The organism is Flavobacterium sp. DG1-102-2 (assembly GCF_033042555.1).
In the GTDB taxonomy this organism is placed as follows: Bacteria; Bacteroidota; Bacteroidia; order Flavobacteriales; family Flavobacteriaceae; genus Flavobacterium.
Genome location: NZ_JAWLIK010000010.1, coordinates 1 through 24404, shown reverse-complemented (window position 1 = coordinate 24404; position 24404 = coordinate 1). Strand labels below are relative to the sequence as shown.

The following is a 24404-nucleotide window of genomic DNA, read 5'->3' as shown; positions in this document are numbered from 1 at the left end:
TTGTTAACCAAGATTTGGCTTCACAACAAAAAATGGCAAAAAATATAACCATTGCAAAACTTGATATTGATACGCAGTCGCTGGTAGACAGCATGCAAAAAACAGCAAAGCAGATAGAAGACCTGAAAGACAAACAGGAAAAACTTTCCCAAAAGGGTAAAGAAGGCACAGAACAGTTTCAGGCAAACGAAGCCGCCCTTAAATTATTAACAACCGCACAGCGCGCACAAACGGCAGCGCTTTCGGCACAAATAACAGAAGACGGTAAGCTGGTATCGGTAAAAAAAGCTGTAAAAGATGCCGTAAACGAGGTTAACAACAGCGAGAACGATTATATGGCCAATAACCAAAGGCTGCTCGCCCTTAAAAAGCAGCTTAACAGCAATGACGATGATTACGAAAAAAGGCTGGCCGCCATAAACGGCAAGCTGCAGGAAAACAACACCTGGTTGCAGGAAAACGGATCGGCACATGCTAAACTCGTTACCACTATGAACGACTACAAGCAGCAGGTGGCAGATTCTTTTAATGAAATCAATATTTTTAACGGAGGCCTTAGCGGGCTCATAAGTCGTGCGCAGGAAGCCGGAGGTGTGGGTCCGCTGGTAAAAGGCGCTTTTGAGGGCATGAGCACAGGAATAATGGGCATGACAAAATCGGCCATTGCCTTTATGGCTACTCCGCTTGGAGCCGCACTAACGGTTATTACCGGTCTGTTAAGCCCTATTATAGATTACCTTACCAATACCGAGGAGGGAATAGATGCCGTAACAGGAGTAACACGTCCGTTGCAATCAGTTTTTCAGGCACTTTCAGGTGTATTTCAGCAAATAGGCAAGTTCCTTTTTGAGGCGTTTACCAATCCTAAAAAGAGTATGGAAGACCTGTATGAGTTTGTAAAGCAAAACCTCATTAACCGTTTTACAGCCTTTGGCACCATACTGGAAGGTATAATGGATCTTGATTTTAAAAAAATAAGCAATGGGGTTTTGCAGGCCGCAACCGGTGTGGAAGATGTAATAGGCAAAACCCAGAACGCAGCAAAAGCTACCGGACAGTTCTTCGATGAAGCCATAAAACGCGGGCAGCAAATAGACAGTCTTCAAAAACAACTGGATCGCAGCCAGGCAAATTATACATCTAAAATGAGCGAACTCAGCAGCCAGCTTGACGCCCAAAAAGAAATTGCAAACGACACTAACCTGACTCATGCCGAAAGGGAAAAAGCAACTCTTAAAGCTATAGAAATTGCTAAAGAACAAAACAAGCTGGCACTGGATCGTATGGATACCGAAATTAAGCTCAACGATTTAAAGATGAGTGAAAACGGATATACAAATGCTGAACGACAGGAACTGGCAGAAATGAAAAAGGCCCGTGACGAAGCTGCAAATACTTACAAATCTTCCGAAAAGGAATTGCAGGACTCGCTTGATGGTATAAGGAAGGACGCCGCAGATAAGGAAATAAAACGCCGCCAGAAACTACTGGATGATGCTCTTGATAAGCAAAAACAAATGCTTAAATTATATGAAGCTGAAAACGACAGTAATTCTAAAACGCTTCAGGAGGCTATAGCTTATGAAAATGAACATGCTAAAAAAGCAGTGGAAATTGCTAAGAAAGAACTTAAGCAAAAGAAAATAAGCTGGATTGAATATAGCACTGAAATTAAAAACATTGAAAATGAAAAATTAAAAAATATCACACAGTTAAATATAGAAAACAGCAAAGCATTACTCGATCTTGAAACATCAAAGTCTAAAAGCGTACTGGAAGGAAATAAAGTACTTACACAGCAACTTATAGATGATGAAAAAGACAGGCTGGACAAACAAAAGCAACTTAAATTAGAGCAGCTTGCACTGGAAAAAGGCATTTCTAAGGAAAAAATAAACATGTCTGAAGAAGAGGCTGTAAAAGGAGGTACAAATGCTATCAGCTTTTATACTGAAAAATTGAAAATTGAGCAGCAATATGCCGCCGAAAATCAGTCGAATATCGACAAATTTCATACGCAGGAAGAAACTGAAAAAGCGAGGAAAACTCAGGAGGCAGCCGACCAGGCAGCAATGGAGTATCAAAATAATACAACGGAGTATCAAAAGAAATTGGATCTTGAGGATGCACGGCACGATGCAGAAGTAGCAAAGTACCAGCAATGGCGCGATGATGGCATTATAAGCGAGCAGCAGCAAAAAGATTACATTAAGGCCATTGATGAAGAGACCGCAGAGAATAAGAAAAAATTAGCAATAGAAAATGCGCAGGTACAATTAGGCAATATGCAAAACGTTGCCAATGCTTTAACAGAGGCTTTTGGGCAATCTAGAGAGCTGGCAATAGCGCAGGCTACCATGAATGCCGGGCAGGCAATACTATCTATCTGGTCAGGTTCCATTACAGGCAATCCATTAATCGATACAGTGTTAAAGGGGGTTTTAACGGCTAATACCGCTGTTAAAACCGCAAAGCAGATTAAAGACATACAAAGTGCCAAAAAACCTAAGAGCCCAAAATTTGAGCAGGGAGGTCTGGTTTCGGTAGGCGGTAACAGGCACAGTGCGGGAGGTACTATGTTTACAGGAGCAGACGGCACACAGTTTGAAGCCGAACAGGGCGAACTCATAGGCGTTATGAACCGTAATGCAGCACGCCATTTTACGGCATTCAACAATGCGTTTCCGGCAGGTGGAACATCGGCACCAAATTATTTTGCAGGCGGAGGCATCGTGTCGCGCGAAATTGCGCAGCAAACACTTAATACTGATGAATTAGCCCTGAGAATTGCACAGGCAAACAGGATGCTGCCTCCTCCTGTAGTTTCAGTACAGGATATTGTTACTGAGGGCAACAGCTATGTAAGGGTAAGGGATGCGGCTAATTTTTAAAATAAAATACCCTGCAAAGTGCAGGGTATTAAATATAATTATTTAAGCATACACTTAATATATTCTTTTAGTGCAAATCCTTCTTTATATTTTATTTCGTATTTCCCCACTTTGATTGACACAACGCTGTGCTCTTTTATCAGCTTGAGTTTATGAGCTTCTAAAACCATAATCGAAGCAGACAAAACATTATTTCCATCACTATCCGGCAACACTTCATCATCCGGTCTTGAAATGATTTCACCGTTATCAAATGTCAGGGTAATACCTTTCTGTTTTACCGTTTTGAACCGTTCTTCACCTGTACTATAATTTATCTTAAATGTTATATTTTCATGTTGGCCTTTATAACCATATAATAAAACTCCATCAGTTCTTTTTTTTGTAGCATAAAATTTGCCGCCCGGTTCGTAAGGCTCGGCCTTAACCGGCTCTATATTACTGCAAAAATGACCTTCAGGATATTCAAGTCCCCCTATAACTTCAAACGGAAAGGTATTGGGAGAAATTGAATTATAATTAAAATACAAGGTTCCTGTTTCTGGGTTCTCCAGTACAAGTCTGGTTTTTTTTGTAGAACGTCCGGCAATAAAGTTTTCAAATGAAACTACTTTAAATTCTTTACCGGCTAATTCAGCATAAGGAGTACTTGTACCTGACTTCTTGTAGTTTTTTTGAAAGTCCGGATCTTTAAAGAAATCAGTGTAACCATATTTTTGAAGTGATTCATCTTTAGGAATAACCCTGATAGTTTTGCCAACCAATAGTTCTACCTTCTCACCCGGATAATTTTGCGCAAAACTGTTGATGCTTAACAATAAGGCAAATAATAACATGATTTTTTTCATGGCGTGTAAAAATTTAAATGATTTATAATACCGCAAATATATAAAAAATACAATCCGACAATATTTCTTACGTAAAAACTTATTGAATACTTTAAATCATATACTTAACGGCTGGAAAAACTACCTCGACAAGAGCGAAGTTACCGAAAACATTGCAAAACAGCGTTCTACAGTGTGTGCTGCCTGCCCATATGCCAAACACGGAAAACTGCTTGCCTTTGTAAAAGACAGTATTAAAGAGGTTGAAGGCTTTTACTGCGCTGTTTGCAGCTGCCCCCTTAGCGCTAAGGTGCGCTCTACCGATATTTGTCCTGAAAATAAATGGCAATGACCCGTTATGAAACTATTTCAAGCCTTGGCGACGACCTTATAAAACTTATGGGCAAAGGCATTATCCCGGTGCATATACTGGACTGGAAAGTATATTACGAAGCCTACCTGAAACAAACCGAACTGCTGCTCAAAGAATATGGCAAACCTAAAAAAACCTGGGCCGCCGGCATGGTTGCCGAAGACTATAAAGTGAGCGAACGCACTGTTTTTAATGTGATTGCTTTTATGGAGGGGAGGTAATTTAAATTATTACCGATTTCAACATGGTGCTAATTTTAATCATTTTCAATTTTTATACATATTTTTCAATTTGCTTTTCGCCCATACTAATATTATCTTTAAGTGTTTTGCTTACCCAGCATTCGTTTGAAAGGGAGCAACAATCTAAAAACAAAGCAGTTAATAGAACAATTAAATTACATTTTTTGTTAAAATGTGCAATATTACATATCTATTAATTATCTTTATCCGTATATTTGCACAAATTTTCAAGCCTTAATTACCTTTATAAGCCATTAAACCCTATAATTTTTAAATATGTATTTAAAAGAAGATATAGACAAATTAGCCAATACCATTATTTTCTTAGCTGAAAGAATTGAAGATTTATCTAAGACTAAGCTTTTAAAAATTCTTTACATATTAGATGAATTTTCAATTACAGAAACTGGTATTCCATTCTTGAATCTTAAATATGAGGTTTGGCAGTATGGCCCTGTGGCACAAGACATATTTATTGATTTATCAGATGAGCCAGCTATTTTAAAAGATTATATTTCTTTAGAAAGACATGAAAACAAAACTTATGTCAAAGCAAAAAAGGATTTTTGTGACGATGAGTTTTCATCTAAAGAAATTACGTTTTTAGAGAAAATAACTGAAGCTGTAAAAAAACATCCTGCTTATGTTCTTGTTGATTTTACTCACAAAAAGGATTCTTTGTGGTACAATGCCGCTTTAAAAAACAATTTGCTTGATGGTTTTAATTCAGGTTTTACAAACAGTTCAAATATTCAATTAGATTTTACAGAACTAATAAAGGAAGACCCTATTAAACTTTCCAAGTATTTACATCACTTAAATTTAGAAAGCAGTTTAAAACAGTTCAAAAATCAATAAGGTTATATCTTATGGATGAAGGCACCATACTACATATCCCTAATTATGAATTTGAGAATGGGGAGAGAAAGAATAAATTTTTTCTCGTAATAAAAGAAATTGATAACATACAGCTCATGGTGTCATTACCGTCTAGTATTGAGTATTTCCCGACAGACACAAAAGTTGTACACGGATGCATTGAATTAGACAAAGCTCAGCAAACAACCTATTGCTTTAAAGCACATACCATAATTGCTTCGAATACTTCTTTTTCTTTCAATAAAGACACCTATCTTCATGGTTGTTGGTTACACAGCATTGATAAAACAGCCTTTTTTCAAAAATATTCAGTCGAAAATATTCATTATGAAATTATGGGCACTTTAGATTCGAATGAATTAGATTCTGTCAGAGAATGTTTTAAGAATTCATGTATTGTAAAGAATAAATTTAAACGATTGTTATAGCTAACTTAGAATCTACTGCAAAACCCATTGCAGTAAACACTTAAAAACCCGCCGTACCTTTGTACTGTAATTAATTGAAAGGATTTAAAGATTGAAACATTTAAAAATTCAGCAGTTAGCCTTTTAATTCAGAACAATTCTTCAATCATTGATTTCCGGAAAATCAATTTTTGTTCTCACCAAAGCTTTCATCTTCAAATTTTCAAATCCTTCCTCAATCTTTTAATTTTTCAATCATTCAATTTTTCAATCTCAAATCTAATGAATGACAGGAAACATTTATATCTCCGGCCAGATAGGCACTTTTGACGGTGTTACGGGCGTAGAGCTTATTGACGTGATAGGCCAGGTAAAAAAGCAGCCCAAAGCTACCGCCTACAACGTGCACATTAATAGCGAAGGCGGACTGGTAGATGTGGGTTTCGACATTTACCATTACCTAAAATCGCTTGGCAAGCCCGTTACCACCATAGGCAGCGGCATTGTAGCCAGAATCCTCCTTGATTTCATAACAGGAATAGTTGCAAATTATAACGAGTCTAAAAGGAAACAGTCGAAACTTTATGTAGATCGATATTTTTTACAATCTTCAAAATTAAGACTATCAATTTTAAAGTTTATAACTTACGGCCTTGCTATACTTATAGCTTTCTTTATCGAATATATTTTTATGATAGGCGAATTTAAACCTCATCACCTAATTCAGAAAGTAACGTTTACCACTATTGTTATCTCATTTTGCTGCGCAATAGAAATATATTCTATCTTCTTTGAAAACATTAAGCGCATGGGGTTCGATATAATATTAAAAATTAAGGAAATCATCACTCAAGCTTGGAAACTCTACAAGATTCTTAAAGGTGAAAAAGAAAATGAGTAATATTCAAAATATTATAAACATAGCTCTCGCAGAAATTGGATATTCAGAAAATCCGGCAAATAGCAATAAAACTAAATACGGAGAATGGTTTGGGCTAAATGGTGTGGCATGGTGTGGCATTTTTTGCAGCTGGGTTTACAGCAAAGCCGGTTTTCAACTACCAAAAATTGGCTTCGCAAAAGGATTCGCCGGATGTGCCACAGCAGTAAGCTATTTTAAAAAATATCATACTATTACATTGTCCCCCAAACCGGGAGATCTTGTATTTTTTGACTGGAATGCAGACGGGAACTATGACCATGTAGGTCTCTTTTATGATTGGAAAATTCCGTTTAAGGAATTCTATACCATAGAGGGTAATACTTCATTAACTAATCAGAGTAATGGCGGCCAGGTAATGAAACGTGCAAGAAAAGCTGCAAATGTTTTATTTGTACACCCAAATATATTAGATGTATGACTAGGATTTGGAAAATCATCATATTATTTTTAGTGCTTTTTTCTATCGGATCTATCCAAAAATGTAATTTTTATAAACGTAACGCCATAGAAAACTCAATAGCAAATAAAGATACCATTCGTTACTATATTAATCAAATTGGCACAACAACTGCTTCGATAAAAGCTTTACAAGTTACAAATACCCAAATGAAAAAACTTGTAATTCAGAAAGACGCAGAATTAGCTCTATTATCAACACATTTTTTTAAGACTAAATCCATTATACACTACAAATCCGTTTTAAAAATTGACACTATAGCCATTAACTACCTTGACTCAATTAAATATACATTTGAAAAACATGGAAAGATAAAAGACAAATGGTTTAGATTTAATTACACTTCTGATCAAAAAGGTTTTAAAGTTGATTCGCTATTCATTCCTAACCAAAGTACTGTGATTACTGGAATAAAACGAAAATGGCTTTTGGGGCGCGAGACAATTGTAACCGAGATTAGTAATTCAAATCCCTACATGTCAATCAAAGACATCAAATCTGTAGAAGTTATAAATCCAGATCCTTTTTATAAAAAATGGTATCTATGGTTGGCGTGTGGGCTGGCAAGCGGACTATTAATTTCCCGCTAACTAAAAACTTCTTTTAAAATTTCTAACGATTTTGGCCTTTTAAATCCATCCAGATGTATGGCATAATAATCTAACAATATTTTTAGCAGTGCCTGCCTTTCAGTAACATGAAAGGCTTTGGTGCTATTATCAAACTTTAAGGGCATAAGCCTTCGAAGTAATTGGGTTTCCTCGACGGAAAGGCAGCTTACAGAAGCATAAGGCACAAAAATCCCTTCGGTCATTTCAAAAAATGCGTGATTGGTCTCTGAACTGTCTGGATAGAATCCTAAAAACTTGCTTACTTCTAACAGCAATATCAAGTGAAAATTAGCCACTTCACCATGACTGTCAAGCCAAAGCAATGCGGTTTCAAGAAATGAATATAGGGCATCATTCTTTTCTTCTTCTTTTATGCAGTGATGCAGCATCTCTGCAACAAATATTGAAATAGAGGTTTTGACGATGTCTGTATTCAATGTAAAATACGGATGCGCAATTCTAACCTCTTTAAAATATTCAAGTGTACCTTTATTTTTGTGAGAGGCTTCTAGTTCAAGAATGGTTAACGGACGGAAGTAAACCGTTTTTTGACTGTTTTTTTTTGATGAAAAAGCGTCGCGAACGTAATAGGACTTAAGGCCGTCAGACTCCGTAAAACATTTCACTATCAGGCTTTTTTCCTGATAGCGTAAAGCGCTCAATACTATCGCCTTTGTTTTTACAAGCATTTTTTAGTGGTTGTCAAATAAATTCAGCTACCTTATTATCATTACCTTCTTAACCTTCGTCTGCGTGCCATCTTCCGACGATATGAATATCATGTATACCCCTGATGCCACCTTGTATTTTCCAAAGGCCCGGGTATCCCAAAGTACCGTTCCCCCTTCTGATGTAGCCTCATATACAAGATTACCTTCTATATCTGTAATTTTAACATTTGCTTTATCCAGTAAAGCGCTAATATTTACATTACCATCAAAATCAGGTCGTACGGGATTTGGAAATACGTATACCTTACTAAGGTCTTCAGCCGCCTCTGTAGAAGTCCCTCTATAGGAAACCATTCCTCTTTCTGTAACAAAGTATACTTCCCCGGTTACATTATCAATCTCAATATCATTTATTATATCACTTGGAAGTGGCGAATTTTCTTTTGTAAAATGAAACAGGGTTTGCTGTCCATCAGGCGATACCAAAAAAGCTCCCGCTCCACCTGTAGCGATCCATTTGTTATTGCTCCCGTCCACAACAATATCTGTAATTCCCTGTTCGTACATAAGCTCCTGGGCCAGGCCATCTTCAAGAATAATTATAGGATTAGTTGTAAGTGATGTTTCCGTTGTAAAACGGTCAACACCCGGTAAAACGCGCAGTCCTTTGTTAGTGCCTATCCATAAACGATTATTATTATCTATAGCCACGCAGGTTGAAGAAAAAGATGGCAAATTGCCGTTTGCACCTTCGGTAATTATTATTTTCTTGTCAAGCGTTTCATTAAATGCCAAAACACCACTGTAAGAGGTAGGTATCCATTTGGTACCATTTTTATCTATTACCATCTTCGCATAGTCATTATTTGCCGGATTCAGTATCGTTCCCTTTACTGTATAAGAGCTAAATGATGCACCATTACCCGATGCTCTAAGCTGTTTAACAGATTTTTCAACCCTTGCGTTAGTCATCCATAGATCTCCGGCTTTATCAAACGCAAGGCTGTTGATTCTAACGTCAGATGAAGTCCCGGGCAGCGGCTCAAGATTGCCATTTGTGTTTTGGTTATTATAAAGTATAACCGGCTGATCGTCCTGGATCTTGATTAGCCCGTTGATATAAGAAGACACATATACAAGGTTCTCATTCGTGGGACTCACGGCAATATCTGATATAGATGCCGCATTAAACAATTTATCGTTTGTAATTGTTGTCCATCCGTTTTCATTATTGTATTTGCTCACTCCATAATTTTCAAGGGGATAAGGATTGTAATAATAATCATAATCTCCATACACTGCCCATAAGGCTGACGGTGCTTTTTTAACCCTGAATATTTTACTTCGCTGCGGCCCGTTTGGTGTAATGTTTTCAAAATTCAAATTATTAAATCCTGCCGAGAACATACCATGATCACGAGTACCCACAAAGATTGTTTCGGCAGCAACAGTTGCACAGCTAAAGACGGCTCCCTGCGCTTCGGGCAGCGGAATCACATTGATTTGCGATACTGTTGTTAACTGCTCATTATAAACGACAACACGATTTGTACAAGTAATTATCATGTACCCGTTTGCAACTCTCATATCTACAACCTGGGAGGGTAAAACTGTAAAGGGAACAGCGCTTCCATTTACAAACCTGCTTACGGCACCAGAGCTGTAAGATGCATACAAACTGCCGTTGTAAGACACCACACCGGTAAATTGACCATTGTCAACGGTATACCATTGGTTGTAATCATTAAGGAATTGACTTCCCATTGGCGCTACATATAAGCCGTTAAATGGCGTGGCCGCATATATTATTCCTTCGTGTATGGCACATTGTAAAATCGGAATTTCTGCACCGTTAGGACCAAGGTAATATGTATCCACAAATTCTAATGTTGCAATATTAAAAACCACAATACCGAAATCGGTCGCTATATAAGCTTTACCTTCATATTCGTAAATATTGTTTATTTTTTTCTTAGCGGCAATAACGGTACTTTCCTGAACGATCCCTATCCTGTTTATAACCGTACCATCGCCATTAATAACGATAAGCAACCCGTTTTGATTGCCCACAAGCGTTCTGTTATACTCTGTACTGTAATGCACCGCAGTTATAGTCTCTGCTTTAAGTCCATCTACAGAGGTAATCGTCTTTAGATCGTTTGTACCCAGGTTTTTTTCAAACATGGCACTGCTTGCCGCGCCAAACACGCGGCTTGGCGATTGCGATACATCTACAATGTCATTATAAGAAAAATAACTCCTCCAGGGCGAACTTGTCTGCCCAAAAAAGGTAAACGAAATAAGAAAAATATAGAGACAGAAAACTTTTTTCATCAAAGCAATTATTTGCGCAAATATAAGGTAAAACGCGCTTATTGTGTTTTTTGTATAATTGCCTGAAAAAATAAGACCTGCCAAATGCAATACGCATAAAAAAACCTGAGTATTCCTCAGGTTTGATAATTTAATTCTGCAGACGCCTATTTGATTTTAGCTAAAACAAAATCTTCGGGTTTGCCGCCCTGTTTTTCATCGCCAAATTTATCCAGTAACCGTAGTTTGCCATCCATTACTTTAAATTTATGATGGTCGCCTTCAGCATCAAGGGTAATAACTTTTTTTGTCTCGTCAATCGTAAACGAACCTTTAAAACTACGGGGATTTTTTTCTTTTTCAAGATATTGCTCCTGCAATACATACGTTTTATCATGGTTCAGGGTAATATCGGTTTTAATTCCTGGACAATCGGCACAGGGCGACACACCGCTGTAAGCACCTGTCCATGAAGTTGAATCGGTATATGAAGCCATTGAATCTACAGATGGTGTTACAGGACTAGTTACCATTTCGGGCACTACTTCCTGATCCTGCTGCCCTTCTTTTTCTTTTGGAGTTTCTTTACAGCTTACCGCAAAACTCATTATTATCGTGATAAGGCATATTATTTGCAATCGTTTCATACAATTATTTTTAGTAACTTAAAGTTATAAAAAGTGAAAGCCCTGTAATCCCAAAAAAAGCACAAATTTATAGCTATCTGCCCTGTTTTAAGAATAAGGTATTTGCATTATCTTTGTGCCCCTTAAGCAACAATCAAGATGAAAAAAGATATAACAATCCCGCAGGTAGAAAATGTATATATAGCAGCCGTACAGGAATGGAATGACGATTTTATGCAAAAAACCTGGTATGCCTATCTTATAAACGACAGTGATTTTACGCTTGAAGGTGCTATGGTAGTATCAAGCGCATCTGGTATTATAGATGGCGAGCCACGCAAAACATCTATGCTTCGTCATGCATTTGTAGAAATAGCCCCTGTATCTTTCGTTAAGATCGAGCTTATAGAAGACAGCGTATTAGTGCTTGACAATCAGTTTATGGTTACCTTTTTTATAGACAATGTGCTATACGACAAGACATATACTTTTAAAGCCCATTCTATACATGAAGATTATGTTTCTGAGGTGCCCCTCATTTTCAAGGACGGTATCATGATTGAGTAGTTTGGCTATACCTGAAACTTTGTAAAGTCGGTAATATTTTACATCTTTATCAAAATTTTAGGTTTAGAAATGAAAAAGTCATTACTCATAGCATTCTTATTCTTCTCGTTATTAGCATATTCGCAATCCGATAACCTTGCCGGTTATATAAATCCGTTTATTGGCACAGGCGGCCATGGGCATACGTTTCCAGGTGCGACAGTGCCCTTCGGAATGGTACAGCTAAGCCCCGATACCCGTGTAGACGGCAGTTGGGATGGCTGCAGCGGCTACCATTATTCTGACGGCATTATCTACGGCTTTTCGCACACCCACCTTAATGGAACTGGCTGTACAGACTATGGCGACATCATGCTTATGCCTACCATGGGCGAACCAAGCCTTGATAAGGCAGACTACTCGTCTGCTTTTTCGCACCCTAACGAAAAAGCCACCGCAGGCTTTTATAGCGTAAAGCTTAACGACGATGCTATTATTGCCGAATTTACTGCTACCCCCCGCGTAGGGCTCCATCAATATACATTTACTAAAAAAGGGCAGGCCAACATAATCCTTGACCTGAACCACCGCGACAAGCTTATTATGGGCGAGGTACGCGTAATAAACAGCACAACCATCGAGGTAATGCGCCGAAGCACGGCCTGGGCAAAAGACCAGTATGTATTTGCCCGTATAGAATTCAGCAGCCCTGTAAAGACCACTAAAGTGAATAACAACGCTTTTGCCCCGGCAAAGGTTACCGATACGTTCTTTGCAGGTTCATTATTGGCTATAAGCTTCAGCAAAGACGTGAAAGCCGGCGAAAAATTATTGGTTAAAGTAGCCCTTTCTCCTACCGGATACGAAGGTGCAGCCAAGAATATGAAGGCCGAAATGCCTAAATTTAATTTTAACAAGGTGAAGGCATCCGCCGAAAAACTCTGGAACAAAGAGCTGCATAAAATTGAGATCAGCGAAAAAAACATTGATAAGCTTACAATATTCTACACCGCATTATACCACACCATGATGCAGCCCAATATTGCCATGGATATAGATGGCATGTATCGCGGGCGTGACAATGAAATACATAAAGCTGACGGTTTCGATTACTATTCGGTATTCTCGCTATGGGATACTTTTAGGGCTGCGCACCCACTGTATACGCTTATTGACCAGAAGCGCACCACCGATTTCATTAATACATTCCTGAAACAATATGAACAAGGCGGAAGGCTTCCTGTGTGGGAACTGGCAAGCAATGAGACCGATTGTATGATAGGCTACCATTCGGCATCTGTAATAGCCGACGCCATGGCGAAAGATATTAAGGGGTTTGATTATAACAAAGCCTTTGAAGCCGCCAGGCATAGCGCTATGCTCGATCATTTAGGACTTGATGCCTACAAGGCAAACGGCTACATAAGCATAGACGATGAGCATGAAAGCGTTTCTAAAACCCTTGAATATGCTTATGACGACTGGTGCATTGCCCAAATGGCCAAACTGCTGAACAAGCCCGACGATTATAACTATTTTATGACCCGCTCACAAAGCTGGAAAAACCTGTTTGACCCACAAACCAAAAATATGCGCCCACGCAAAAATGGAGGATGGGACAAACCTTTTGATCCGCGAGAGATAAATAACAATTACACCGAAGGCAACAGCTGGCAGTATACCTTTTTTGTTCCGCAGGATATTGCAGGCTTAATTGAAGAGGGTTTTGGCGGGCAGGATGCCTTTGCAGCAAAACTGGACGAAATGTTTAATGCGCCAAGCATTACCACAGGCCGCGAGCAGGCCGATGTTACAGGGCTTATAGGCCAGTATGCCCATGGCAATGAGCCGAGCCACCACATGGCCTATCTGTACACGTTTGCAGGGCAGCCGGAAAAGACAAAAGAGAAAGTGCATTACATACTGGATAACTTTTATAAAAATGCGCCAGACGGACTTATAGGCAACGAAGACTGCGGACAGATGAGTGCCTGGTATGTACTTAGCAGCATGGGTATTTATGCCGTAACACCCGGAAAACCGGGATGGACGGTTACCGAACCTTACTTTGACTTTGTAAAAGTGAACTTTGAGAACGGGAAATCAGACAGTATTACAAAAAATGATACATCAGACCATTTGCATCTGTTTGGTTTTCCTAACCTGTACACATCTGTTGCTAACGAAACCATGAGACCTATTGTTCCCGTACCGTCTATTGAGGCAGAGAGCCGCTCGTTTCCGGATAAACTAAAGATTGAGATCACGGCATCTGAACCGGGAAGCGAGATATTTTATCAGATACATGAAAAGCCTGAAGACTTGTTTAAAGCCGAAATGACTAAATATTCAGGCGCATTTTATATTGATAAAAGTTCTCAAATCACGGCACATATAGACAATATGGGCATGATGAGCAAACCTGTTACGGCTCATTTTATCAAGAAACCAAATAACTACACCATAAGCCTGGCGTCAAAATATAACCCAAGTTACCATGCCGGGGGCAATGATGCCCTGCTTGACGGCATTACGGGAAGCGAAAATTGGCGCAAAGGCGACTGGCAGGGTTATCAGGGGCAGGATTTTGAAGCGGTTGTCGATCTGCAAAAAGTAATGCTTTTAAACAACGTTTCGGCAAATTTTCTTCAGGATAGCGGTGCATGGATACTGATGCCAACAAAAGTAGAGTACTATACTTCTGCTGATAACATAAACTTTATCCTTGCAAAAACGGTAGACAATACCGTCAATCCTCAGGAGCGCGATGTAGTTATACAATCGTTTGACGGAAATTTAGCGGATGCCAAAGCCCGTTATATAAAAGTGAAGGCGTATAACTTTGGCAAACTGCCTGAATGGCATCAGGGGGCAGGCGGTGATGCCTTTATATTTATTGATGAAATTGTTGTGAAATAGCTAAATCAATGAGAAATATTTGTTAAAACACAGCAGTAACAACAGTTAGATAAAGTTTTCGTTAAACTTATTCCATACATTAGCGGTAAAACGATACAGAGAATGTAATTGTGAGCAGCAACTGTACAGGATTTTAAGAAAAATGTATATTTGCCGAAATTTACGAAAACGTTTTCTTAAAATCTAACACACTCAAAACATGAGCAATAGCTTACAGTCATTTATGGACACCGTTTCGCTTAGAAACGCTAATGAAACCGAGTTTTTACAGGCAGTTCACGAAGTTGCCGAAACCGTACTCCCTTTTATAGAAAACAACCCAAAGTACAAAGGCAAAATGCTTTTAGAACGAATGGTAGAGGCCGAAAGGATAATCATGTTTCGTATTACCTGGTTTGATGACAAAGGCAATACACAAGTAAACAGGGGTTACAGGATCCAGATGAATTCGGCGATAGGGCCATACAAAGGCGGACTTCGTTTTCACCCATCGGTAAACCTTAGCATCCTTAAGTTTCTTGCTTTTGAGCAAACGTTCAAGAACAGCCTTACCACATTGCCAATGGGTGGTGGAAAGGGAGGATCTGACTTTGACCCTAAAGGAAAATCAGACAATGAGATCATGCGTTTCTGCCAAAGTTTTATGACAGAACTTTGCAAACACATAGGTGCCGATACCGATGTGCCTGCGGGAGACATAGGCGTAGGCGGCCGTGAGGTGGGTTATTTATTTGGCCAGTACAAAAGAATAAGGAACGAATTTACAGGCGTGCTTACCGGAAAAGGCATCAGCTTTGGAGGATCGCTTATACGCCCCGAAGCTACAGGCTACGGCTGCGTATATTTTGCACAAAGCATGCTGGAGACCAAAAGCGAAAGCTTTGAGGGTAAAACTGTGGTAGTATCAGGGTCGGGCAACGTAGCGCAATATGCTGCCGAGAAAGCCATGGAACTTGGCGGTAAAGTAGTTACTTTTTCTGATTCTGCCGGATATATCTATGATGAAGCAGGAATTGATAAAGATAAGCTCGCTTTTGTTATGGAGCTTAAGAATGAAAAATACGGAAGGATTAGCGAGTATGTAAAGCAATATCCTTCGGCGAAATATGTAGCCGACGGCAAGCCATGGGAAATAAAATGCGATATCGCACTGCCATGCGCTACACAAAACGAACTTAACGGCGACGAGGCAAAACAGCTTTTAGACAGCGGATGCATCTGTATCGCAGAAGGTGCTAACATGCCATGCACTCCTGAAGCTGTTATAGCGTTCCAGAAGGCAAAAGTATTGTTTGCCCCTGGCAAGGCATCAAACGCGGGCGGCGTTGCCACATCGGGGCTTGAAATGTCTCAAAACTCGCTGCGCCTTAGCTGGACACGCGAAGAAGTAGACCAAAAGCTCAAAGATATCATGACCGCAATACACTCGGCATGCCTTACTTACGGCAGCGATGACAGCGGTTATACCGACTATGTAAAAGGCGCTAACATTGCCGGCTTTGTAAAAGTAGCCGATGCCATGCTGGCTCAAGGCGTGGTCTAAACTATCTCTTATAGAAATACAAACCCTCCCTTGCCCAGGCAAAGGAGGGTTTTTTGTTTTAAAGCTGGAAGGCTACTGCTTTACTAAAACATACTCCCCAAAAGGAATGGTATAGCTTGTGTATTGAGGCGTTACACCTTCTTCTTCCCATCCACCGGAAGTAGTCCTAAAAATAAGTTTTAGCTTTTGCACACCGCCGCTATCTGCTCTCTGGAATAGCATTTCAGGCTCATAGCCATCAATATGACGGTTAGGTTCTGAGAAACCTAATAAAAGCTTTCTGTCATTTGGTCCACAATCCATACAATAAATCGAATGTGGTGCGATTATTGACGAACCGTAAATCCTATATTGTATTATATCTAAATTTTGAGATAACTGACTTAGTGTATTTATTTTTTCTATACCGTTCTCAACATATTTGTATCCGCCAACAATAAAATCCATTTGATACTGGCTTCCGTCAAAGTTATAGACTGTTTGCTGTAATTTTTTTTGCAGTGTTATTGTCAACGAAGTGGAGCCGCTGGTATATTTCCAGATGCCCGTGTAGTTATCAAAATCGTTATGGGTATCTTTGTAATGAACATCTATCTGTTCAAAATCACTGCCATATAATGGAATTACATTTTGCGAAAAACCATTCAAGGAGATTAACAAAACCAAACCTAATACTGATATATATTTTTTCATATTATTTACAGGGTATTTTTTTAACATAATTATTTTTAGAATCATAGTCAACCCTTTCCCAATTTGTCAGATTTTCATCAGTTGCTTTGTATACGCTAACTCCTTTAAGGTTAACTGAATTCATGTATTTAAGTAGTGCAAGAAGATAATTATTACTTGCATCAGGATCAGTGCTATCTACTACAGAATATTTATCTCTCAGATTTAATCCCATTTTTTCTCTTTCTAAATCAGTCATACTTATATAGGAATCTAAAAACACTTTAAATTGAGCATAATTGTCAATTTTTAGCGAGAATGTATCAGTCGCTGGATCATTTTTATGTTGTGCCGTTAATGTGAAAAAAAACTTTGAATCTTGAGTTAGATCTTCTGGATTAAAATATCGTTGTTTTAATATTGCCAGGCCTATTATATCAGAAATCGAAAACATTGGGGCTGTGACTAAAGGATGTGTATGAGACCCCCCGTAATATGTCCCTCCAACTTTTAATTTGACTGATGTCAAGGAACCTTGATTAAGTTGCAGTTCAATAGGATCAGCAGTGTCACTATATCCAAATTCTCTTGGCTGATCTGTTAAAGTTTGCAGAGTTTTTATTTTGCTTTTTATTTTTTGATTCAAAATCATTTTTTTCAGAGAATTACAATTATCATTGTGAGCTTCCTGAAGAAAATTTACAGGCCCCGTAATAGGGCCATTTTGCCTTGGAATTATATTTGAATCATAGTAACCACCCCATCCTGATGATCCCAAATAACCACTTCCAATAGGACTACTAACTCCACTCGGATTCAGATCCACAAATGAATTATAGACTTTGCCAAAACCATAGAAAACAGGGTCATCTGTTATCCAAGTCTTGCAGTTAGTATAAGTGACTGTAGATATATGCTTACCTCCATCTTTATTATGATAACATCCAGCTCCCGCTACAGTACCAGGATTATTACCACAATAAGCGACAGTTACATCTGTGCAGGTTGTAATTGCTCCTTTCTGCATTGCCCTGTAGTCTATACGGGACACTTCCATATTACCTATAAATGCTGCATGATATGTTTGATCTTTACGAATATAATATTCAGGATCTGGTTTATAATTTATAATGTACGCTTGCTTTTCCGCTCTTTTATCACATATCACAAGATTTTCAAATCTGTTATCAGCATATTCATAATTTCGATGGATAGACGTCGTGTAAAAACTACCCATTTCATTAGTAAACACCATGACTTCAGTACTATCTATCGTGAAATCGTAGATTGAATCCCTTGAGTTTTTAAAATTTCTTTCAATAGTCTCCTTGATTAATCCAGGCAACTCTTTAAAATTTGCAAAAGGCTGAGAAGTAAACCCTACTTCATTGATTTTTGCTTTGTTTTGATTCTCGTTAAATTCCTCCTGGCAATTAGTGAGCATAAATAGCAATGTAAGCAACAGCAACGGCCGTAGCTTATTTATATGTGTTTTCGTAAATAACGTTAATAATTATATTGGTTAATTTAAAAACAGCAAACCTGCAGGAGTTTGTTTTTCAAAACAATAGTAAAAACAAATAACTCACATTTTTTACGGCCTCATTAATTCGCTAAATATACGTTAAAACTTATAAGATTCGTTTTTTAACGATGAAATGCAGGCAACAAAAATCCCGCGCTGTGGGGCGCGGGATGTGTGATGTTATAAATAATTGTATTATATACTGGATTTAAACTGCTCAAGGAAACGCACATCGTTCTCATAGAACATACGTATATCGCCTATTTGGTATTGCAGCATTGCGATGCGCTCTACACCCATACCAAAGGCAAAACCATTGTATTTTGTAGCATCTATACCGCAGTTTGTAAGTACGTGCGGGTCTACCATACCGCAGCCGCCTATTTCAAGCCATCCTGTACCTTTGGTAATCCTGTAATCAGTTTCGGTCTTAAGGCCCCAGTAAATGTCTATCTCGGCACTTGGCTCGGTAAACGGAAAGTAAGACGGGCGAAGGCGTATCTTGCTTTTGCCAAACATCTCTTTCGTAAAATATAAAAGCGTTTGCTTAAGGTCGGCAAACGAAACGTCTTTGTCTATATACAGCCCTTCTATCTGGTGAAAGATACAGTGCGAGCGCGACGATATGGCCTCGTTTCTGAAAACCCTTCCCGGAGAAATGGTACGTATAGGCGGTTTGTTCTCTTCCATATAGCGCACCTGAACTGATGAGGTATGCGTTCTAAGCAGTACATCAGGGTTGGTTTGTATAAAGAACGTATCCTGCATATCGCGTGCCGGGTGGTACTCGGGCAGGTTAAGCGCGGTAAAGTTGTGCCAGTCATCTTCAATCTCAGGGCCTTCACTCACGTTAAAGCCTATATTAGAGAAAATGTCTATGATCTGGTTCTTAACGATAGATATAGGGTGGCGCGAACCTATGCTGAACGGCTCTCCCGGACGCGTAAGGTCGCCATAGATTCCCTTTGATTCTTCTTTGCTTTCCAGCGCATCCTGAATAGATGCCACTTTATCTTCGGCAGTTTTTTTAAGAAGGTTAACTACCTGTCCAAATTCTTTCTTCTGTTCGTTAGGTACAGCTTTAAATTCGGCAAAAAAATCATTCAAAAGTCCTTTTTTGCCAAGGAATTTAATCCTGAACGCTTCAAGTTCTTCTTTATTTTGAGTAGTAAAGGCTTCTGCCTCTGCAATATATCCTTTAATCTTATCTATCATTGTTATTCTGTAAAGTGGTGCAAATTTAGGTATTTTAAATTTGTTGTGCTATCAATACCATAGTATAATTTTATGCTTAAAGGCAGATGTGTTACGGTTTACCTGCACATCATGCCCGTTTACCTCAATTTTTAAATACCGGCAAAAGTTTTGCGTTTGCTATTATACAACACGATGCTTCCTGTTGTGAGGAAAACGGCAGCACCGGTGCTTATACTAAACAATTCATGGCAGTCCGTGATCCCTTACCCCGGCTGCCTGAATTTAAAAAGTTATTCCGCGTTATTGCAAAGGCTGTGCAGTTCATCGATAAAAGCAGGGTTAACCTACACATTGTCAGCATTAACCTCAAAAATTATTTTAGCGGTATTTACCGTTATATATTTGTCTCAGGAATTAAGATTTTGATTGATAAATAGATTGGTTGGTTGGTTTGTTTTAAGTCCTGTTCATCAGGCAAAATGGTCGTAATGCCAAAAGATTACACTACTACTACTTTAAGACCGGGGCCCTTACTTGCCCCGGTTTTTTAATTCATACCCCCTGTGTTCATATACTTCTATTCAAACACCGTTTACCGACACAATTACAGCACTAACCTCAAAAATTTTTACGCCATTAAAACCCGCCGTATGTTTGCTTCAGATTTAAGATTGGTTGATTGGTTTATACGTCTGCTGCTGCCCCCACAGCGAGACAAACACAAACAGTAATTTGCCCCCACAAAGAGCTGTAAAACATAAAAAAAGCTGTACTAACTGTACAGCTTTTTTTATGCAGTAACGTATCGGAATTAGGGCTTTACCGACACAATTACTGTACTAACCTCAAAAATTTTCCCGGCATTGAAACCCGCCGTATATTTGCTACAGATTTAAGATTGATTGATTGGCTTATACGTCTGCTGCTGCCCCCCACAGCGAGACAAACACAAACAGTAATTTGCCCCCACAAAGAACTGTAAAACATAAAAAAAGCTGTACTAACCGTACAGCTTTTTTTATGTTTTGTTGTCAATGCGTTGCTATCTTAATTTCTGCCGTTTTCCTCAGGATATAAGGTATAAACAGGATCGCTTTGCCAGTATTCTTTACTTATAATGTCCATTATGGTAAGCGGCCCCTTAAAGGCAGCCCCGGTATCCACATTCCAAACGTTGGCCATATTAACCGGGGTTGTATGTCCTATGCGTGTTACAGGTGTATGCCCAATAAAAATCTCTTTGTACAGTGTTAAGCGCTTAGGGAAATATTTGTCAGTTTCCTTCAGGGTCTTATCCATAGCCATAGCGGTTTCCCAAAGTGTACGGTCCCAAAAGAACATTCTGGTAAAATATTCGTGTTTTACGCCATTAAGGCTCGAAAATCCTGCGTGAACAAACAGCCGGTTCTTGTCGTCAAGATAGTATTCCCTTAGGCTGTCAAAGAAATCTATATGTTCCTGCTTTTTTTCGGCGGTAAGTGCGTTATAAGTATCAGCGGTAATCCTTCCGCCATGAATAAACCACTCTTCGGTATATTCACCTGTTTTAAGCCAGTCCAGCAACAAGTCATCGTGGTTGCCCCTTATAAAAATGCATTTGTGTGTTTTTTTTAATGCAATAAGAAGCTCTATTACTTCCGGCGACTGACCCCAGCCATCCACATAATCGCCTAAAAAAATGAGTGTATCGTTTACTGTAACCTTTGCACGTTCTATAATTTGTAGTACAGCTTTGTAACTGCCATGTATATCGCCTATAACTAATGTTCTGCTCATACTACAAGTTTACGAAATTTTTAAAATTGATAGTGCACTGGAAGGTAATTCGTATGACAAATTTGGCGTTTAGTCGAAAAATTGGCAAAAATTACTGTAAGTGATTACTTATTTTGTTAACGGATGCAAAAATTAGTTAACTTTAAATCACTTAAACTTAAACATTTATAAACTATGAAAAAAACTTTACTTGCCGCGATGGCAATGGTATCGTTGTGCGGTTACGCACAGATTCCAGTAGAAGGATTTGAATCTCCCTGGACAGGTACGCCTGCCGCTCCTCCGGGATGGGTTGTTGTCAACGAACACGGCCCTGCATATACGTGGGTTCAGAGTACAGATCCCGGTTCTCCACCGTATGGGGGCAATCATGCTGCTTTCATGAACAAAGAAAATGTTCCTTCGGGCAATGCCACACCAAAAGACTGGCTTATTTCGCCCGCTGTAAATGTGCCGGTTAATGCACAAAATTTTTCAGTAAGGTTTTACTCAAGGCTTACCATAGCAGGAGACCAGGGCGGTATTTACAAGGTCATGATTGGATCTGATTCGGCAAATCTTAGCAGCTTTACAGAGTTATATTCTGCTACCGAATTAGAAATTAACCCGGTACAAACAGAATATACCGAGAAATTGGTAGGTATTCCTGCTACTTATGCCGGTACAAGCGTACACATTGCATTTGTAATGGAGGGCGACGATGCCGACAGGTGGCTTATAGATGATGTTTCTATGATAAACGCCTGTCAGGCACCAGCTAATCTTACAGCAACAAATATAACTGCTACATCGGCTACCCTGAACTGGACCGAAACTGGCGATGCCACCAGCTGGGAAATTGATATTGTATCTGAAACTTCTGTGCCTACGGGCATAGGATTTATACATAACGGCACTTTGCCGGTAACTGTAACTACTACAACAAACGGCAGCCCTTTTGCCCCTAACACATCTTATAAATACTATGTGAGGGCAATATGCCAGGATGGCGGGCAAAGTCCATGGGTGGGTCCTCTCTACTTTAGCAACAGCACTTGTCCTGTACCTACAGGTATTACAATTTCTGAGTCGGGCTTAAACAGTGTTACCTACACTTGGGATGATATGGAAGCAGTCTCTTATGATTATCTTTTAACCACTTCTACCCTTCCGCCAGGTAATATACCAACAGGTAATACGGCATCAAATACGGCAACCTTGGTAAACCTCCAGCCGGGCGTTGACTACTATTTTTATGTAAGGTCTCATTGTGTCGATGGGGGTATAAGTCCATGGTCTGCTTCTTATCCTGAAATACCTGCTCCGATAGATAATAATATCTTAACAGGTAAGGTTACATATGATACAAATGGCGACGGGGTGTGCGATGAAGGTGCGGCCGGAATTCCGTATGTGGAAGTTCAGGTAACGGCAAATGGAGGTACTCCGTATTCGGTTTATACTAATGACGAGGGCGAATACAAATTATTTAACATTGAAGATGGAGTTACTAATCTAAGCCTTCAGGTAGTTGCCCCACAGTATTTTACACCTGCAGCCCCTTTAGTGCAGGATGTAACCTTTAGTGTAGATATAGATGCTGTAACTATTACCCATTGCTTAACGCAGCCATCTGCAGCTAGCGATCTTTCAGTACTTATTGTGCCTGTTGGTTCTGCAAGGCCGGGACTGCCTGCCATATATCGCATTATTGCACACAATGCCGGAAGTACCGTTCAGGATAATGTAATGCTTAACCTTTCTTTTGATGATACAAGGATAACGTATGCAGCTTCAGAATATGCTAATACCGTAGCAGCCGAAGCAACCCTGGCTATAAACCTTGGTACTATCCAGCCTTTCTCTGTAAAGAACGGCGATATTACATTTAATGTCATGATGCCTCCTGTTAACATAGGCGGTGAGGTATTGCATTTTGATGCAGTACTTACTGAAGTTACAGATGATGTTACTCCAGAGAATAATACATCTGTGCTAAACCAGACTATTGTAAATTCGTATGACCCTAACGATATCACTGTTCATGAAGGTGCAGAAATTTTTGAAGACCAGGCTGATGATTATCTGACTTATACTATTCGTTTCCAAAACACAGGTACTGCAGAAGCCATAGATATAAAACTTGAAAATACACTGGATGCTCTTTTAGACTGGGAAACGTTTAAACCATTGGTGTCAAGCCATAACTATACAGTAAAAAGGACTGATGATTTTCTTGAATTTGAATACGATAAAATTCATTTGCCGGACAGTACCTCAAACGAGCCTGCAAGCCATGGATACATTACGTATAAAATAAAACCTAAAGCAGGTTTCGGGTTGAACGATATTATATCTAATACTGCCGAAATTTATTTTGACTTTAATCCGGCCATTGTAACTAATACTGCAACGACTAAGGTTATTGCCCTTGCCGGACTTAATGATAATAAAATTGCTGTAGCAAGGCTGTACCCTAACCCGGTTAAAGACCAGCTTATGATTGATGTTGTAAATGGCGAATTAAAATCGGTTACCATAAACGACGTTAACGGCAGGTTGTGCCTTTCGGCAAATGCAAATGTTATAGACACAGATGCATTAACAGGCGGCATTTACTTTGTAAAGGTTACTACTAATACAGGAAGTGCCAACTACAAAATAATCAAACGATAACAAAAATCCGGGATGTTATGCATCCCGGATTTATCATTAGATTCCTGTATGCTGTAACATTCAGGAAATATATCTATTTCCCAACTTAAATTAAACTGTACATAAACTACTAAAATTGTTACCGGCGCAAAGGCTGTATAATATTCAGCTTGCTGAATATATTGGCCGATGCATGCTCTTGAAAGAGCTGAGGCTTTTTTAAGATTTAATTTTTTGAGGAAAGGATCCCGCCGTGTGGCGGGATTTTTTATAAGTCTGTCTCGTCCTGAAAAAAGTTGACTAATAAATGTCAACGATATGGAAAAACATGATGTTAGGGTAAAAGTAATTA

Annotated in this window: 22 protein-coding genes; 13 read left to right on the top strand and 9 right to left on the bottom strand. The window is 39.1% G+C overall.

All coding sequences use genetic code 11. The features are described from left to right. Positions 1–32 precede the first annotated feature (32 nt). Positions 33–2891 (top strand): hypothetical protein, encoded by a 2859-nt coding sequence (locus R1T16_RS14000; protein ID WP_317501742.1) that lies wholly within the window; start codon positions 33–35, stop codon positions 2889–2891. Positions 2892–2929: 38 nt separating this feature from the next. Here the strand turns inward: R1T16_RS14000 and R1T16_RS13995 are convergent, their stop codons facing one another. After that, the gene (locus R1T16_RS13995; RefSeq protein ID WP_317501741.1) at positions 2930–3739 is read right to left on the bottom strand and encodes a hypothetical protein; all 810 of its coding nucleotides are present in this window, start codon (positions 3737–3739) and stop codon (positions 2930–2932) included. An 82-nt stretch (positions 3740–3821) separates the two neighbouring features. Between R1T16_RS13995 and R1T16_RS13990 the strand changes: the two genes are divergently transcribed. The 7 genes from R1T16_RS13990 (at position 3822) to R1T16_RS13960 (ending at position 7609) form a co-directional block, all read left to right on the top strand. After that, positions 3822–4070: a hypothetical protein gene (locus R1T16_RS13990; protein ID WP_317501740.1), complete on the top strand. Its 249-nt coding sequence runs from the start codon at positions 3822–3824 to the stop codon at positions 4068–4070. Further along, entirely contained in the window at positions 4067–4312 is a 246-nt protein-coding gene (locus tag R1T16_RS13985; RefSeq protein WP_317501739.1) for a hypothetical protein, read from the top strand. Before R1T16_RS13990 ends, R1T16_RS13985 begins: the two co-directional genes overlap by 4 nt. Positions 4313–4609: 297 nt before the next feature. Then, positions 4610–5191, top strand: coding sequence for a Panacea domain-containing protein (locus R1T16_RS13980; protein ID WP_317501738.1), 582 nt, complete (start codon positions 4610–4612; stop codon positions 5189–5191). 11 nt (positions 5192–5202) lie between these two features. Next, positions 5203–5640: a hypothetical protein gene (locus R1T16_RS13975; protein ID WP_317501737.1), complete on the top strand. Its 438-nt coding sequence runs from the start codon at positions 5203–5205 to the stop codon at positions 5638–5640. 265 nt (positions 5641–5905) lie between these two features. Beyond that, positions 5906–6520: a phage holin family protein gene (locus R1T16_RS13970; protein ID WP_317501736.1), complete on the top strand. Its 615-nt coding sequence runs from the start codon at positions 5906–5908 to the stop codon at positions 6518–6520. After that, positions 6513–6980 (top strand): CHAP domain-containing protein, encoded by a 468-nt coding sequence (locus R1T16_RS13965; protein WP_317501735.1) that lies wholly within the window; start codon positions 6513–6515, stop codon positions 6978–6980. The genes R1T16_RS13970 and R1T16_RS13965 overlap by 8 nt, the downstream gene beginning before the upstream one ends. Then, complete coding sequence (locus tag R1T16_RS13960; protein ID WP_317501734.1) at positions 6977–7609, top strand: hypothetical protein; 633 nt, start codon at positions 6977–6979, stop codon at positions 7607–7609. Before R1T16_RS13965 ends, R1T16_RS13960 begins: the two co-directional genes overlap by 4 nt. Here the strand turns inward: R1T16_RS13960 and recO are convergent. The 3 genes from recO to R1T16_RS13945 form a co-directional block, all read right to left on the bottom strand. Continuing rightward, a complete protein-coding gene (gene recO / locus R1T16_RS13955) occupies positions 7606–8319 on the bottom strand; it encodes a DNA repair protein RecO (protein WP_317501733.1) in 714 nt (237 codons plus the stop codon). The genes R1T16_RS13960 and recO overlap by 4 nt on opposite strands. A 27-nt stretch (positions 8320–8346) precedes the next feature. Further along, positions 8347–10635, bottom strand: coding sequence for a T9SS type A sorting domain-containing protein (locus R1T16_RS13950; RefSeq protein ID WP_317501732.1), 2289 nt, complete (start codon positions 10633–10635; stop codon positions 8347–8349). Between the two features lie 146 nt (positions 10636–10781). Then, entirely contained in the window at positions 10782–11261 is a 480-nt protein-coding gene (locus R1T16_RS13945) for a copper resistance protein NlpE (RefSeq protein WP_317501731.1), read from the bottom strand. 138 nt (positions 11262–11399) lie between these two features. Here R1T16_RS13945 and R1T16_RS13940 point away from each other — a divergent pair, with 138 nt between their 5' ends. The 3 genes from R1T16_RS13940 (at position 11400) to gdhA (ending at position 16248) form a co-directional block, all read left to right on the top strand. Continuing rightward, the gene (locus R1T16_RS13940; protein WP_317501730.1) at positions 11400–11807 is read left to right on the top strand and encodes a hypothetical protein; all 408 of its coding nucleotides are present in this window, start codon (positions 11400–11402) and stop codon (positions 11805–11807) included. A 69-nt stretch (positions 11808–11876) separates the two neighbouring features. Continuing rightward, on the top strand, positions 11877–14705 hold the full coding sequence (locus tag R1T16_RS13935) for a GH92 family glycosyl hydrolase (RefSeq protein WP_317501729.1): 2829 nt from the start codon (positions 11877–11879) through the stop codon (positions 14703–14705). Between the two features lie 199 nt (positions 14706–14904). Beyond that, entirely contained in the window at positions 14905–16248 is a 1344-nt protein-coding gene (gene gdhA / locus R1T16_RS13930) for an NADP-specific glutamate dehydrogenase (RefSeq protein WP_317501728.1), read from the top strand. A 72-nt stretch (positions 16249–16320) separates the two neighbouring features. Here gdhA and R1T16_RS13925 read toward each other — a convergent pair whose 3' ends face one another. From R1T16_RS13925 to pheS, 3 genes are all read right to left on the bottom strand, one after another. Further along, on the bottom strand, positions 16321–16941 hold the full coding sequence (locus R1T16_RS13925; protein ID WP_317501727.1) for a DUF6705 family protein: 621 nt from the start codon (positions 16939–16941) through the stop codon (positions 16321–16323). Position 16942: 1 nt separating this feature from the next. Further along, positions 16943–18364 carry a hypothetical protein gene (locus R1T16_RS13920; RefSeq protein WP_317501726.1) on the bottom strand — a complete coding sequence of 474 codons (1422 nt, stop codon included), beginning with the start codon at positions 18362–18364 and terminating at the stop codon, positions 16943–16945. Positions 18365–18640: 276 nt separating this feature from the next. Continuing rightward, positions 18641–19660, bottom strand: a complete 1020-nt coding sequence (gene pheS, locus R1T16_RS13915) for a phenylalanine--tRNA ligase subunit alpha (protein WP_317501725.1) — start codon at positions 19658–19660, stop codon at positions 18641–18643. A gap of 86 nt (positions 19661–19746) precedes the next feature. On the opposite strand from pheS, the gene R1T16_RS13910 reads away from it, so the two are divergent. Next, positions 19747–20079, top strand: coding sequence for a hypothetical protein (locus tag R1T16_RS13910; protein WP_317501724.1), 333 nt, complete (start codon positions 19747–19749; stop codon positions 20077–20079). Between the two features lie 610 nt (positions 20080–20689). Here R1T16_RS13910 and R1T16_RS13905 read toward each other — a convergent pair. Next, complete coding sequence (locus tag R1T16_RS13905; RefSeq protein WP_317501723.1) at positions 20690–21418, bottom strand: metallophosphoesterase family protein; 729 nt, start codon at positions 21416–21418, stop codon at positions 20690–20692. 174 nt (positions 21419–21592) lie between these two features. Between R1T16_RS13905 and R1T16_RS13900 the strand changes: the two genes are divergently transcribed. Beyond that, positions 21593–24073, top strand: a complete 2481-nt coding sequence (locus R1T16_RS13900; protein WP_317501722.1) for a T9SS-dependent choice-of-anchor J family protein — start codon at positions 21593–21595, stop codon at positions 24071–24073. Here the strand turns inward: R1T16_RS13900 and R1T16_RS13895 are convergent. Continuing rightward, on the bottom strand, positions 24052–24404 hold a 353-nt coding region (locus R1T16_RS13895; RefSeq protein WP_317501721.1), incomplete at its 5' end, for a hypothetical protein. The genes R1T16_RS13900 and R1T16_RS13895 overlap by 22 nt on opposite strands.